Genomic DNA, 14223 nt, shown 5'->3' with positions numbered 1-14223 from the left:
GCCCCAGGAACTACGGGCAAGATCGGGGCTCGCCCCTGACAACCCATCAGGCCGACCCTGACAGGCCATCAGGCCTACCGGGCGCCCATCAGCGAGGCCGGGCGTGCCGCCGCGATCGCCGCCGCCGACCCTTCTCCCGCCGCGTCCCGCGGCACCGGCATGCCGCCAACGGCCCCGGGTAACCGGGCGAGGACTGCCAGAACCGAACACCGCCTCGGGAGCCCCCATGCTGCGATCAGCCAGGCGCGGGTCCATCGCGACGCGCACCGCCACCGTCCGCGACGGTACCGCCGACCCCGCTCCGCCGCCCACCAAGGACGGCCCGCCCGCGCCCGAGCCCGCGGAGTCCTCCACGTCCCGGCGTGGGGGGCCGTCCCCGGTGGTCCGCGCCCTGGCGGTGGTCCTCGCCTTCGCCGCCATGGTGGGCTTCGCCGTGATCCTCGCCAAGCTGACCCTCCAGCCCTCCATCGCCTCCGAATCCCTCACCCACACCAACCTGCGCCCCGGCGACTCGATCCGCTCCTATCTCGACCAGCCCGCCTTCCGGGACACCGTCAAGCAACTGGGCGGCAACATCGTGCTCGGGGTGCCGTTCGGACTGCTGCTGCCGGTGCTCTTCCCGCGCGCCCGCGGCCTGGTGCGGGTGGTGCTGCTCACCGCGCTGGTGATGATCCTGGTCGAGCTGGTCCAGGGCGCCATGGTCACCGGCCGGGCCTTCGACGTGGACGACGTCCTGCTCAACTGCACCGGCGCGCTCCTCGGTTATCTGCTGCTGGGCCGCCGGCTCGGCCGCGCCGTCCACCCGCGCCGCCGCCACTGGTGGCACCGCTTCTCCCGGTCGCGTCAGGCGGTGGGGGAGTAGCGGTCCCCGCCCCGGGACCCGCTCCACACGGCGGTGAACGGGAGTGGGGCCGGCCCAGAAGGACCGGCCCCACTCCCGTAGCGTTGCCCGTTGCCCGTTGCCCGTTGCCCGTTGCCCGTTGCCCGTTGCCCGGTCAGCCGCGCGTCCGGGCCACACACTCCGCGACGACCTTCTGGAGGCTCCCGGTGCGACGCAGCAGCTCGCGCTGCACCCGCGCCCCGTTGCCCTCCTTCAGCAGCTCCGCCAGCGCCTCCTGCGCGGGCCGCACGTCCCCGCTTTCCTCCAGGGCGTCCCGCACATGGTCGAACAGCGCCCGCACCACCGCTTCGGCCGGTGCCGGACGCATGGTCGCGGGGTGGATCAGCTCGCCCTCCAGCCCCGACCGGGCGGACCGCCAGCTCGCCAGCCGGAGCAGCGACACACCGTGCCGGGCGGGCGGCTCCCCGTCCCGCCAGCGCCGGGCCGCGGTCTCCACCAGCCCGCGCACCAGGGTGGCGAGCAGCACGGTGGTGGACGCGTCCAGGCAGACATCGGCCACCCGGATCTCCACCGTCGGGTAGTTCTGTGCGAGCCGGGCGTCGAAGTAGATCATCCCCGTGTCGCGCAGCACCCCGCTGGCCACCATGTCGGCGACCTGCTCGTGGTACCGGTCGGCGGACCCGAACACCTCGACCGGACCGGCCTGGGGCCAGCGCCCCCACACCCGGCTGCGGTAGCTGGCGTAGGCGCTGTCCTCCCCTTGCCAGTAAGGGGAGTTGGCGCTGATCGCCAGCAGCACCGGGAGCCACGGGCGGATCCGGTCCAGTACCGCCACACCCTCCTCGTCCGACTCCACCGAGACATGGACATGGCACCCGCTGGTGAGCTGCTCCTGGGCGGTCAGCCCGAAGTGCTCCTTCAGCCACTGGTAGCGCTCACCGCTGCCGATGGTGGGGGACACCTCCAACGGCGAGGTCGCGAGCGCCGCGACCGAGGCGCCGAGGCTCTCGGCGTGGCGCCCCGCCTCCCCGCGCCACCGCAGGATCTCCTCCCGCAGCTCACCCATGTCGGTCTGCGGCCGGGTGGCGAACTCCAGCTGCTGCCGCTGGAGTTCGCTCTCGAATACGTCCTCGTTGCCCTGCGGGTCCCGGGACGCCGCCGCCAGCACCGCGGTCGACAGCGCGCACGGCTGCCCCGTACCGCTGTCCACGAGGAGGAGCTCCTCCTCCACACCCACACTGCGCACGTCCGCCACCCTCTCTCGGCAACCCATCGGGACGCGGGACGGATGCCCCCGATCGGGTGAGCCACGCCTGGCGTGGGAACCGCTCTGAACGGGGCATACGGCCCCACACAAGATCGTCCGTACGGCCGTACGGAGCACGTCCCTACGTACGGGAAACCGTTCCGTCCACCCAGCCCCACCCGTCCCGGACCCGATCCCGCCCGTTCCCGTCCGACCGAAGGAGACCGTCCATGGCGATACCCGTCCGCAGGCCGCGCCGCCCCCGACCGGGCCGCCCGGAAGGAACCCGCACCGGGGCGACCCTGCGCGACACGGTCCTCGCCGTCGGCCTGGTCGCCATCGTGCTGTGCGGTACCGGTATGACGGCCCGCGCGGCCATCGGGGACGCCGCCGACGTTCCCGCCGTGATCCTGGCGCTGCTGGTCGCCGGGGCGACGGTCGCCGTCCTCGCCCGAGCCGGCCGCCGCCGGCGCGCCGCTCCGGGCACCGCCCTCCTGGCCGCCGCACCCGCCGCCCCGGTGGCGGCGCCTCCCGCCCTGGCGCCCCCGCCCGCACTCGTCCCGCCGGCGCAGCCCCAAGAGCCGACCGAGCCGGCCGAGCCGACCGGATCGACCGCGCTGCCGCCCGAGGTACGGGAGGTGCAGGAGGTCCCGGAGGAGTACGCGGGCATCGACTACGCCGCCCTGGACCCGTACTCCTTCGAGCAGACCGTCGCCGACCTCTGCGTACGTGACGGCTGCGGGGACGTCGAGGTCGTCGGCGGCGCGGGCGACCTGGGCGCCGACGTCCTGGCCACCACCCCCGACGGGCGGCGGGTCGTGCTGCAGTGCAAGGCCTACGGCACCGGCAACAAGGTCGGCTCACAGGACCTCCAGCGCTTCGGCGGCACCTGCTTCGCCGTGCACGACGCCCAGGTCGCCGCCGTGGTCACCACCAGCGAGTTCACCGCGCCCGCCGGCGAGTACGCCGCCCGCTGCGGCATCCTCTGCATGGACCGTACGGGCCTGGACGCCTGGGCCGAGGGCATCGGCCCGGCCCCCTGGCTGCTGCCCCCGCCCGCCGCGCCGGAGGAGTGAGCGCCCTCCGGGACGGCTCGCTCAACGCCCCTTCCGGCGTGTTCCGGAGCCGAGCCGGCGGACGCCGGGACGGCACGACCTCCGCCGACGCCCGCCGGTGTCCGTCAGTCCCGGTCGCGCAGGTCCACGATCCGCCGGATCTTCCCGACCGACCGCTCCAGCGTCTCCGGGTCCACCACCTCCACCGCCACGGACACCCCGATGCCGTCCTTCACGGCCGCCGCCACCACCCGCGCCGCCTCCTCGCGGTCCACGGGGGTGGCGTCCGCCCGGGCCTCCGCGCGCACGGTGAGCACATCGAGCCGCCCCTCCCGCTCCAGCCGCAGCTGGAAGTGCGGGGCGAGCGCCGGCACTCGGAGCACGATCTCCTCGATCTGGGTGGGAAACAGGTTGACCCCCCGCAGGATCACCATGTCGTCACTGCGCCCGGTCACCTTCTCCATCCGCCGGAAGGGCCGCGCCCCCTCGGCCGGCAGCAGCCTGGTCAGATCCCGGGTGCGGTAGCGCACCACCGGCATGGCCTCCTTGGTGAGCGAGGTGAACACCAGCTCCCCGTGCTCCCCGTCCGGCAGCACCTCGCCGGTGAGCGGATCGACCACCTCAGGCAGGAAGTGATCCTCCCAGACCGTCAGTGACCCCTTGCTCTCCAGGCACTCCTGCGCCACCCCGGGCCCGATCACCTCGGACAGCCCGTAGATGTCCACCGCGTCGATCGCGAACCGCTCCTCGATCTCCCGCCGCATCTCCTCGGTCCACGGCTCGGCACCGAAGATCCCCACCCGCAGCGAGGTCGCCCGGGGATCCACACCCTGCCGCTCGAACTCGTCGAGCAGCGTCAGCATGTACGAGGGCGTCACCATGATCACCTCGGGGCGGAAGTCCTGGATCAGCCGCACCTGGCGCGCCGTCATCCCGCCGGAGGCCGGCACCACCGTGCAGCCCAGCCGCTCCGCCCCGTAGTGCGCGCCGAGGCCACCGGTGAACAGCCCGTAGCCGTACGCCACATGCACGGTGTCGCCCGCCCGGCCGCCGGCCGCGCGGATCGACCGGGCGACCACCTCCGCCCAGACTTCCAGGTCGCCGTCGGTGTAGCCGACGACCGTGGGCAGCCCGGTGGTCCCGCTGGACGCGTGCAGCCGCCGCACCCGGGAGCGCTCGACCGCGAACATCCCGAACGGGTACTGCGCGCGCAGATCGCTCTTGGCGGTGAACGGGAAACGCGCCAGATCGGCGAGTGAGCGCAGGTCCCCCGGGCGGACCCCGGCCCGGTCGAACGCCTCCCGGTAGAACGGCACCCGGCGGTACGCGTGCTCCAGCGTCGACCGCAGCCGCTCCAGCTGCAGGGCGGCCAGCCCGCCGCGATCCAGCTTCTCCCCGGCGTCGAGTGCGGCCGTCGCCGCCGTGCCCCTGTCCGTCATGACCGCCACCACACTCCCGTCCCCGGCACTGTCACCGGCCGTCGACCGATCATTCGGTCGCCACGTCCGCGATCAGTAAGTCAACCGGTCCCGCGCCAGGTCAAGGGGGTGTCGGACAGTTTCTGCGATCGCCCGCACAGCACCTCCCGACGCTCCGGGCCGCGACTCCCCGATCCCCCCGACGGACCGTGTGCCACCCCGGCCGGCGGCCGGCCCCGTGAACGTCACCCCTCACCGGAGGCGATCAGGCGCTGAACAAGCGTTGCCGCACTCCTTGACGCCCCCTCAGGGCGCCCGCATATTACGAGCCAGTACAACCAGCCGGTAACCGCGCGCGGCGCCTTCTCCCCACCTCGCCGGTGGGCGGAACGGACGGGGACCCGTCCCGCCCACCGGCGCCGCCCTGCCCGCTTCGGCGCGCCCCGGCGCCGACGGGCGGCTCCCCCCTCACGAGAGGCACCGTCATGCGCCCAGCCACGCCGAGCCGCCGTCTGCGCACCGCACTCGCCCTCACCACCGCGACCGCGGCCCTCGCCGCCACCGCCGCCCTCGGCGCACCCCCGGCCGCGGCCACCCCCACCGCCGCGACCGCGTCCACCCTCGTGGCGCCCGGCCCGGGCACGGCCGCCCTGGGCACCTATGTCGCCCTCGGCGACTCCTACGCCTCCGGCGCCGGGGTACCCGAGCAGACCGACACCGGCTGCGCCAGGTCCAGCCGCAACTACCCCGCCCTGCTCAACGCCGAACTCACCCCCGCCGCCCACCGGGACGTCACCTGCGGCGGCGCCACCACCGTCCATCTGACCTCGGCCCAGAGCCCCACCGCCCCACCGCAGTTCGACGCCCTGAGCGCCGACACCGACCTGGTCACCCTCACCATCGGCGGCAACGACATCGGCTTCGCGGACATCATCGTCCGCTGCGTCACCCTCGGCCTGCTCGACATCAACGGCCGTCCCTGCCGCACCAGCTACACCTGGACCGGTCAGGACCAGCTGGCCTCCACCATCCGCGACACCGCCCCCAGGATCGCCGCCGCGATCGACGGCATCCGCGCCCGAGCGCCGCAGGCCCGCGTCCTGGTCACCGGCTACCCCGCGATCGTCCCCGACGACGGCCGCAACTGCCCGTTCACCGTCTCCATCGCCAAGGGCGACGCCCCCTGGCTGCGGGACACCCACCAGCGCCTCAACACCATGATCGCCCAGACCGCCGCCGCCCGGGGCGCCGACTATGTGGACACCTACACCCCCTCCATCGGCCATGACGCCTGCAAGCCCGCCGGCACCCGCTGGATGGAGCCCCTGTTCACCAGCGCCGCCGCCCCCTTCCACCCCAACGCGGCCGGCGAACGCGCCATGGCCGACGCCGTCCACCAGGTCCTCGCCACCCCCTGAGCCCACCCGGCACCCGGCACCGACCGGCACTCGCCGTCAACCCGTCGGCACCCGCGCTCACCCACCGGCACACTCAGCCCGCCACACCCTCCCCGACGCCCCGCACCCGCACCGTCCCGTCGCCCATGACCCCGTCCCGGCCCGCCGCTCACCGCCCCTTCCCGCAGGGGCGGCGGGCGTCCGCCCGGGCGCCGCACCGGCCCCCCGGGCACGTACCATGGCGGCATGTCCTTCCTCCGCCGCCGCAGCGCCGCCACACCCGCGGGTCCGGACTTCGATGTCCTGGCCATGGACCCGGGGGACTGGCCCGGCAACCTCGGCGCCGGTCTGCTCCCCGCCCCCGACGGCAGCTGCCAGGGCGTCTTCCTCCGGTACGACCTGTTCGGCGGCCGCGGCCCCGCGATGATCATCGGCAACCTCCCCGAGGGCTCCCCGGCCCGGGAGGTCGCCGAGGGCCAGATCCCCTTCGAGGTCGCCCAGCTGCTCGCCGCCCTGGAGAACGACGAGCCGGTCGAGGTCGTGGAGACCGAGGACGTCCCCGTCATGCAGGGCGACAACCTGCTCATCGTGCGCCGGCTGAAGCTCTCCGAGAGCCGGATCTCCTGCGTCCAGTTCGACCGCAGCGACAACGTCCTGGTGACCATCGCCAGCTGGGACCGCCCGATCACCGACGACCTGTACGCCCTGCTCAAGCCGCTGCCCGCGGAACTCTTCCAGCAGGGCTGACCCCGACATGGCGACGGCAGGCGGCGGCGACGGCACCGACGGCGGCGGCAGGGGCAGCGTCCGGGTGGACAGCTGGATCTGGGCGGTCCGCCTCACCAAGACCCGCTCCCAGGCGGCCACCGCCTGCCGGGCCGGGCATGTGAAGGTCAACGGCGAGCGCGCCAAGCCCGCCCAGCACATCGGCCCCGGCGACGAGGTGCGGCTCTTCCACGCCGGCCGGGAGCGGATCGTCGAGGTCAAGGCCGTGCTGGCCAAGCGCGTCGGAGCGCCCGCCGCCGCCGAGGCGTACACCGACAACAGCCCGCCCCCGCCGCCCCGCGAACACACCGCTCTCGCCGGCGTCCGCGACCGCGGTACCGGCCGCCCCACCAAGCGCGAGCGCCGCGAACTCGACCAGCTCCGCGGCCTCCGCGCCCCCTGACCACCCGCGCACCGGGCAGGGCGCCGCGGCCCGCGCACGGCCCCGGCGCCCGTACCCCCGTCCCCTCGCACGGGCAGTCCCGGGCCTACCGCCCGAACAGCTCCACCACCCTCGCCGCCGCCGTCCCGGCCCCGGTGGGACCGGCCAGGCCACCCGCGGCGCCCGGCGCACCCGCCACCGCCCGCAGCCTCGGCGTACCCGTACCGGCCCGCACGTCCTCGGCGCCGTAACGCCGCGCGCCCCGGTGCCAGTTGAGGATCCCGGCGAGCCAGTCCTCCAACTCCCGCAGATACGCCGCCAGCGCCGCCCTGCCGTCCGCGTCCAGCCCGAACTCCTCCGCCAGCAGCGGGATCTCCTGCGCCTTGAGGTGCTCGAACTGGCGCAGCCGCCCGCGCATCAGATCGTCCACGATCCGCACCCCGGTCGGATAGTCGCAGCCGAAGAACGACTGCACCACCAGCACCCCGTTGTGCACCTCGCCCTCGACCTCGATCTCCTTCTGGTAGGAGAACAGGTCGTTGAGCAGGGTGGCGTAGTCGGAGACCGCGTTCTCCACCGCCCGCATCACCCCGGTCGCGAAGAACGCGGCCGGCAGGCCCTGCTCATGCCGCAGCCGGGCCAGGCTCATGGTCAGCTCCGAACCGAAGGTCCGGCGGCGCATCTCGATGTAGTCCACCGGATCGGGCACCCGGTGCTGCGCCTGGTTGTGCAGCTCCCACAGCCAGCTGTCCAGCATGTGGTCCAGAGCCGTCCGCAGCGAGGCCCGCGCTTCGGGGCCCATCGGCGCGGCCGTGCGCTCCCACAGATCGGCCAGCGACCGCTCCAGGTGCCCGACCGCACCCGCCGCCCCGGCCGCCGGGTCCTCCAGCGGCATACACCCCTTCAACCGCTCGGTGACCGCCTTCGCACCGGCCAGATCACGCGACCGCCCGAACACCAGCGGGTAGTAGTCGTCGCCGTAGGTGCCCCAGGTCAGCCACTGGGAGCTCAGCTCCAGCTCCTCCTGCGTGGCGTCCGGATCCAGTCCCGCCGCGCACAGCGGCAGGTCGAACCCGGCCATCAGCTCCCGGTCCCAGATGTCCTCCAGCAGCCCCATCCGCTCCGCCCAGTCCAGGCACGACACCCGCACCGCGTCCAGATGCGGGCTGAGCGACAGCGGATACGGCAGATCGAACGCGGGCAGCAGCGAGGGGCCCACCACCTGGTGCGGCACATGCGTCAGCGACCGCAGCCGCCCCCGGGCCGGCCGCCCGAACAGCGCGGCCACATCCATCGCCGCCGTCCCCAGCACCCCGCCGGGCGACGAGGTCCGGGCCCCCTCGTTCATATAGCGGCTGGACCGCAGATGCCACTCATGGCCGCCGGACTGCCAGTCCTGCAACCCCTTGGTGTACGCCGCCACCGCCGCGCACTCGGCCGGGGACAGCCCCTTCTCCAGGCAGAGCCCCGGCACCTCGGTCAGCGCCGTGTTCTCGAACTGCTGGAGCCGCGAGGTCAGCAGGTCGTTCACCGCCTCCGCGGCCTCCTGCGTGGTGCAGCCGAGGAAGGTCTCCAGCACCAGCACACCGTTGCTGTTCTCCCCCTCGTCCTCCACCTCCCGCTGATAGGAGAACAGGTCGTTGCGCAGATGTACCGCGTCCGAGAAGCTGTCCCGCAGCACCAGCAGCGGCCGCTCGTGCGCCACCGGCTCCGGCACCTCCGCGCCCGCCGCGAACTCCACCAGCCCCGCCGACCACGGCGCGCCGCCCACCTTGCGGCGCATCTCCACGTACTCCACCGGATTGGCGATCCGGCCCTCGTTGATGTTGGCCAGCTCCCACAGCGACTCGTTGAGCAGATGCTCGGTGGACTCGGCGAACCGCGCCCGCCACGCCGGCGACATCGCGGGCACCGTCCGCGCCCACAGGTCCGCCAGCCCCGCCTCCACCGGATTGACCGCCTCCGGCACCGCCTGGCCCACCTCCAGCGGCATGAACGCCGGCAGCCGGTCCAGATACGCCTTGCCGCCGGCCAGGTCCTGGGTGCGCTTGAACACCTCCAGGAAGTGGTCGTCGAAGAAGAACACCCACACATACCAGTCGGTCACCAGCGACAGGATGTCCGCGTCGCAGTCCGGATGGGTGTACGCGCACAGCAGCGCGTAGTCGTGCGCCAGGAGGTCCCGCTCCTCCCACACCCCGGAGCCCTCCAGCATCCCCATCCGGCGCGCCCACCCCACGGTATGCGCCCGGGCCGCGTCCAGATGGGGGTTGAGACGTGCCGGATACGGCACATAGAAGTCCGGCAGGACGAAGGGCTGAGCCATGCGCGCGAGGCCTTTCGGTGAGGGAAACCGTTTCCCGTCGGGGGAAACCGCCGGGCAACGCCCTACCCCTCACACATTCGGCCCACGCCCGCCCCGAAATAGTCATACCGGCTAAGGCGCCCTCCACCACCGCCCCGCGGCTCGCGGCCCGCCCCCCCGGCCCGCAGTCCGCCCCCCCGGCCCGCAGTCCGCCCCCGCGGCCCGCGCCCGGCCCGGCGGTTCGCAGCCCGCCCCGCCCTGCCCCCTCCCCGCGGCTCGCGGCCCATCCCGTCCCGGCGGACCACCCGCCCCCTTCGGATCCCGATCCCGCGGTCAGTCCACCCGCACCGCCAGCAGACACGCGTCGTCGTCATGCTCCGCCCGCACGTACTCCGCCGCCAACCGGTCGATGATCCCCTGCGGCTCCAGCCCCGCACACCCGGTCAACGACCCCACCAACCGCGCCACCCCCTCGGTGATGTCCCGACCGCGCCGCTCCACCACCCCGTCCGTGTACAGCAGCAGCACATCACCACCCACCAGCGGGAACTCCGCCGTCCGGTACGGATGGCCCGGCAGCACCCCCAGCAGCGGCCCCCGATGCTCCACCGGCAGGGTGAACGCCCGCTCCCCGCGCAGCAGCAGCGGCGCCGGATGCCCCGCACACGCCCAGCGCAGCACCCGGTCCCCGCCGATGTGCCCCACCGCCACCGTCGCCGTGTTCGCCGCCGGATCCGCGCACACCAGATCGTTCAGCCAGGTGACCACCGACCCGGCACTCGCACCCGTCTGCGCCAGCCCCGCCACCCCGTGCCGCTGCTGCGCCATCCGCGCGACCGCCTCCAGCCCGTGCCCGCTGGCGTCCCCGATCGCGATCAGCGACCGCTCCCCGTCCGCCAACGGGCGGCACTTGTACCAGTCACCACCCACCGCGGCCTCCGGCTCCGCCGGCAGATACGCCGCGGCCGCCGTCAACCCCAGATCCGCCAGCCCCTCCGAATACGTCGGCAGCAGCGCCTCCCGCAGCGCCGAGGCCACCTGCCGCTCCGCCGCCGCCTGCTGCCGCAACTGCTCCGTCTCCCGCTGCTTCTCCACCAGACGCCGACGGCTGCGCATCTGCGGCGTCAGATCCCGCGCCACCAGCTGCAACGCCCACGGCCGCCCGTCCGTCCCCGCCACCGGGCGGCCCAGCAGATCCACCGTGCGCACCTCACCCAGCACCGTGAAACGGATCCGCGTCCACGCCGGCTCCTCACCCGCCAGCACCGAGGCGATGAACTCCCCGAACGGCCCGACATCCGCCTCCACCAGCGCGTCGCACAACTCCGGCAGCGACCACGGCAGCGCCGGATCGGTACGGAAGATCCGCTGCAACCCCTCCGACCACGACACCGACCCGGAGAGCAGATCCCACCGCCCCCAGCCCATCGACGCCAGATGCTGCGCGTCGATCGTCAGCAGCTCCGCCTGACTGCGCACCGGACGCCAGGTCGTCAGCACCTGGTCACCGCAGGACGCCGCGTAGTGCACCAGCTGTACGCGGCGCAGCCGCCCGTACCGCTCCTCGGTGTAGTCCACCACCATGCCGCCCAGCGCCCGGCCCGTCGCCAGCACCTGCCGCAGCGCCGACAGCAGCCCGCTGGCTCGCGCCCCCGGCCGGGCCTCGGCGAAGAACGGCCGCCCCACCTGCTGATCGGGCGGCATCAGCCAGTCCGCCGACCGGACATGGTTGCCGGCCCGGATCACGAAGTCGACGATCTCCCCGGACCCGTCCCGCACCGGCGCCAGCAGCGCCGCGGACATGGGAACCGCCGGCAGCGCCGCACACAGGCAGTGCCAGGGATCATGCCCCTCGCCGGCGTCCGCACAGCCATGGCCGGCGCCCGCGCCCTGACCGCACGGGCAGAGCGGCGCCCGACCGGTGTCCGCCGACGAGGCCCCGGCGGCGAGCAGCGCCGGCCCGGCCGTCTCGCCGCCGGCCGCCTCCCTGGCCCGCCGCACCTCCGCCCGCAGGGTGGCGACCTCCCGCTCGATGTACGACTTGAGCGCGGCCAGATCGTCCGTCCGCGGCCGGGTCACGAGGAGGCCACCGCTCCGGTGGACGGCAGCGAGCGGGGTCCGTACGGGTGGCTCATGGCGCAGGGGCCTTCCTCACGACGGTGACCTCGACAGCGGGCGTGCGGACGCGCCTGGTCACGATGATGCCGCCCCGGCCACCACCCGGCATCACCGCGCGGCCCGCACGGAGCCGATCGGGCCCCGGGTCCCACCCGCGACCCGCCTCCGTCCCCCTCGGCCCGGGTCCGAGGTCCCGCCCCGGACGGGCCGAACGGCGGGATTGCGCCCCCGGCGCCACGGCAACACCGAGGGCAGACCCCCGGAGCACCCCCGGCACCCTCCCTCCGCCCACCGAGAACCGCGAGGAGACGACACCATGCACTGGATGGCGCGGACCAAGGCGCGACTGTGCGACCTCACCCGCCCACCCGCCCCGCCACCGGACCTCTGCCTGAGCAGCCCCGCCGCCGGGACCCACTGGCACTGCGTGGAGCGCCACCGGGTGAGCTGGAACTGCGCCGACACCCTCTGGCACCCCTGCGACGTGCTCCTCGAACGGCGCACGGAGCAAGGCTGGGCACCCGCGGCCCTGCTGGCGACCCGAGTCGACCCCCGTACGCTCGGTGCCTCGGTCCTGGTGCCCGAACTGCCCGCGGGGCCCTACCGGGTCCGGGTCACTTCACCCGAACTGGCCACCGCCGTATGCAGCGCGCCCGTCGTCATCAGCCACTCATGAACCGACAGCCGCTCCTGACCCGGCGGCGCCCCGCCGCACCCTTCAGCCCGCGAGCCGGTCCGCCGCGGACGAGGCCGGCCGCGCGGTGTGCAGGGCCATCCCCGAGGTGCCCGGCTCCTCCCGCCCGGGCAGCAGCCGCATCCCGTGGTCGTAGTCGCCCCCGGCCAGCGAGCGGAACGGAACCGGCTCGTCCGTGAACAGCCCGTCCAGCCGCCGCCCGTACGTCTCCAGCGCCTCCGCGTACCGCTCCTCGGACAACCCGTTGGCGTCGAACACCGCGAACGGCTCCATCGGCTGGATGCCCGTCAGCCACAGCAGCCCGTGCTGGACGGGGTAGAGCACATCGGCCAGCGGCCCGTTGATACCCCGGTCCGAGAAGGCCGGCTCCCGGGCGCCCGCCGTCACGGCCAGCAGGGCGCGACGGCCGCCGAGCCCACCGCCGCCGAACGGCGTGAACTCCGGACCGTGGGAGAACCCGAAGGTGAACACGCGGTCCATCCAGCCCTTGAGGATCGCCGGCACCGAGAACCACCACAGCGGGAACTGCAGCACCACCGCGTCCGCCCAGACCAGCTTCTCCTGCTCCGCCGCGACGTCCGGGGAGAGCCGCCCCGCGAGCGTGGCCTCACCGGCGGCCGCCAGCACACCCCCGCTGTCCCGCGGCGGATGGTCCGGGAAGTCGTCCGCGTCCACCACCGCCTTCCACTTCATCGCGTACAGGTCCGACACCCGCACCTCGTGCCCGGCGCCACGCAGCCGCTGCACCGCGAAATCGGCGAGCGAGGCGGTCAGCGAGTCCGCCTCGGGATGGGCCGAGACCACCAGCACCTTCCGGGGCCGTGTCGTCGGGGTGGTCGATATGAGCGGTGCGTTCGTCGTCATGACACCACCGTCTCCCGGTCCGAACCCGGCAGCCAGCACCCCGCTCGACCGGTGGACCCGCGTTCCTGGTACCACCAGGACCACCCTCGAAGGCGCCGGGGATACTGGAGCCATGGACCGCGTGGACCTCGACCAGCACACAACGGCACCCCCGGCCCCTCCCACCCTGGCCGACAGCCCGAACGCACCCTGCGACCACCGCCCCGACGGAGTCGGCGACACCCGCCGCGCGCTCGGGGCGTTCCTGCGCACCCGCCGCGAGCGGGTCGCCCCCGAGCAGATCGGGCTCGCGGGCGGCGGCCGGCGCCGGGTCCGCGGGCTGCGCCGCGAGGAGCTGGCCCAGCACGCCGGCATCAGCGTGGACTACTACATACGCCTGGAACAGGGCCGGGCCACCCAGCCCTCACCCGAGGTCCTCGGCGCGCTCGCCGACGCCCTCGGGCTCGACGCGGCGGAGCGCCGCCACCTGGCCACCCTCGCCGACACCCGGCGCACCCGGCCGCCCCTGCCGCGCACCGCGGCCGGCCCCTCACTGCGGCGCGTCCTGGACGCCCTCGGCGCCCTGCCCGCCTACGTCACCGACCACCGCCTGGACATCGTCGCCTGCAACCCCCTGGGCGCCGCACTGCTCGGCGGACCGGTCCCGCCCGCGCCGTACGACCCCGCCCGGCCCCACCCCCGTACCGAAGCGCCACGGGACCCCAACCAGGCCCGCTTCCTCTTCCTCGACCCGGCCGCCCGCCAGGTCTTCCCCGACTGGCAGGCCCTGGCCACCGAGACCGCCGGCCAACTCCGGGTCTCCGCCGGACGGTTCCCCGACGACCGCGAACTGACCTGGCTCATCGGCGAACTGTCCGCACACAGCGAGGAGTTCCGCCGCATCTGGGCCACCGGAGAGGTGGTGATGTGCGACAGCGGACGCCGGCGGCTGCACCACCCGGCCACCGGCACCCTCCACCTCGACTACGACACCCTGCACATCCCCGCCGCCCCCGGCGAGACCGGACTGGTCATGCACGTCCTCAGCGCCGAGCACGGCACCCCCGAGGAGGCCGCCCTCACCCGGCTCGCCGCCCAGCACCCCCCACAGGCCGCGCCCGGCTCCTGAACGGCCCCGAACACGTCCAGGCAGCCCGGC

General features: G+C 74.2%; 12 protein-coding genes. 7 read left to right on the top strand and 5 right to left on the bottom strand.

From position 1 onward, the window contains the following. The first annotated feature begins 226 nt into the window (after positions 1–226). Positions 227–862, top strand: coding sequence for a VanZ family protein (locus tag ABZ945_RS26020; protein ID WP_361274019.1), 636 nt, complete (start codon positions 227–229; stop codon positions 860–862). A 133-nt stretch (positions 863–995) separates the two neighbouring features. On the opposite strand, the gene ABZ945_RS26015 is transcribed toward ABZ945_RS26020, so the two are convergent. Then, on the bottom strand, positions 996–2087 hold the full coding sequence (locus ABZ945_RS26015; RefSeq protein ID WP_361274016.1) for a glutamate--cysteine ligase: 1092 nt from the start codon (positions 2085–2087) through the stop codon (positions 996–998). Positions 2088–2317: 230 nt separating this feature from the next. Between ABZ945_RS26015 and ABZ945_RS26010 the strand changes: the two genes are divergently transcribed. Further along, a complete protein-coding gene (locus ABZ945_RS26010) occupies positions 2318–3163 on the top strand; it encodes a restriction endonuclease (protein WP_361274013.1) in 846 nt (281 codons plus the stop codon). A 104-nt stretch (positions 3164–3267) separates the two neighbouring features. Here ABZ945_RS26010 and paaK read toward each other — a convergent pair whose 3' ends face one another. Further along, entirely contained in the window at positions 3268–4581 is a 1314-nt protein-coding gene (gene paaK / locus ABZ945_RS26005) for a phenylacetate--CoA ligase PaaK (RefSeq protein WP_361274010.1), read from the bottom strand. A gap of 464 nt (positions 4582–5045) precedes the next feature. Between paaK and ABZ945_RS26000 the strand changes: the two genes are divergently transcribed. From ABZ945_RS26000 to ABZ945_RS25990, 3 genes are all read left to right on the top strand, one after another. After that, positions 5046–5978, top strand: coding sequence for an SGNH/GDSL hydrolase family protein (locus ABZ945_RS26000; RefSeq protein ID WP_361274007.1), 933 nt, complete (start codon positions 5046–5048; stop codon positions 5976–5978). Positions 5979–6203: 225 nt separating this feature from the next. Continuing rightward, the gene (locus ABZ945_RS25995; protein ID WP_105871937.1) at positions 6204–6704 is read left to right on the top strand and encodes a hypothetical protein; all 501 of its coding nucleotides are present in this window, start codon (positions 6204–6206) and stop codon (positions 6702–6704) included. Between the two features lie 7 nt (positions 6705–6711). Beyond that, entirely contained in the window at positions 6712–7125 is a 414-nt protein-coding gene (locus ABZ945_RS25990; RefSeq protein WP_361274005.1) for an RNA-binding S4 domain-containing protein, read from the top strand. A gap of 85 nt (positions 7126–7210) precedes the next feature. On the opposite strand, the gene ABZ945_RS25985 is transcribed toward ABZ945_RS25990, so the two are convergent. Both ABZ945_RS25985 and ABZ945_RS25980 read right to left on the bottom strand, forming a co-directional pair. Continuing rightward, the gene (locus ABZ945_RS25985) at positions 7211–9430 is read right to left on the bottom strand and encodes a terpene synthase family protein (protein ID WP_361274002.1); all 2220 of its coding nucleotides are present in this window, start codon (positions 9428–9430) and stop codon (positions 7211–7213) included. A 312-nt stretch (positions 9431–9742) separates the two neighbouring features. Next, entirely contained in the window at positions 9743–11488 is a 1746-nt protein-coding gene (locus ABZ945_RS25980; RefSeq protein WP_361274000.1) for a PP2C family protein-serine/threonine phosphatase, read from the bottom strand. Positions 11489–11843: 355 nt separating this feature from the next. On the opposite strand from ABZ945_RS25980, the gene ABZ945_RS25975 reads away from it, so the two are divergent. Continuing rightward, positions 11844–12203: a hypothetical protein gene (locus ABZ945_RS25975; RefSeq protein WP_361273997.1), complete on the top strand. Its 360-nt coding sequence runs from the start codon at positions 11844–11846 to the stop codon at positions 12201–12203. 42 nt (positions 12204–12245) lie between these two features. On the opposite strand, the gene ABZ945_RS25970 is transcribed toward ABZ945_RS25975, so the two are convergent. Further along, positions 12246–13085 (bottom strand): NAD(P)H-dependent oxidoreductase, encoded by an 840-nt coding sequence (locus tag ABZ945_RS25970; RefSeq protein ID WP_361273995.1) that lies wholly within the window; start codon positions 13083–13085, stop codon positions 12246–12248. A gap of 112 nt (positions 13086–13197) precedes the next feature. Between ABZ945_RS25970 and ABZ945_RS25965 the strand changes: the two genes are divergently transcribed. Then, positions 13198–14193 carry a helix-turn-helix transcriptional regulator gene (locus ABZ945_RS25965; protein WP_361273993.1) on the top strand — a complete coding sequence of 332 codons (996 nt, stop codon included), beginning with the start codon at positions 13198–13200 and terminating at the stop codon, positions 14191–14193. Positions 14194–14223 lie beyond the last annotated feature (30 nt).

Origin of the sequence: Streptomyces sp. NPDC046887, assembly GCF_040644755.1 — a bacterium.
Taxonomy (GTDB): domain Bacteria; phylum Actinomycetota; class Actinomycetes; order Streptomycetales; family Streptomycetaceae; genus Streptomyces; species Streptomyces lichenis.
The sequence above is the reverse complement of the archived record's forward strand: the minus strand, read 5'-3'. Positions and strand labels throughout refer to the sequence as shown.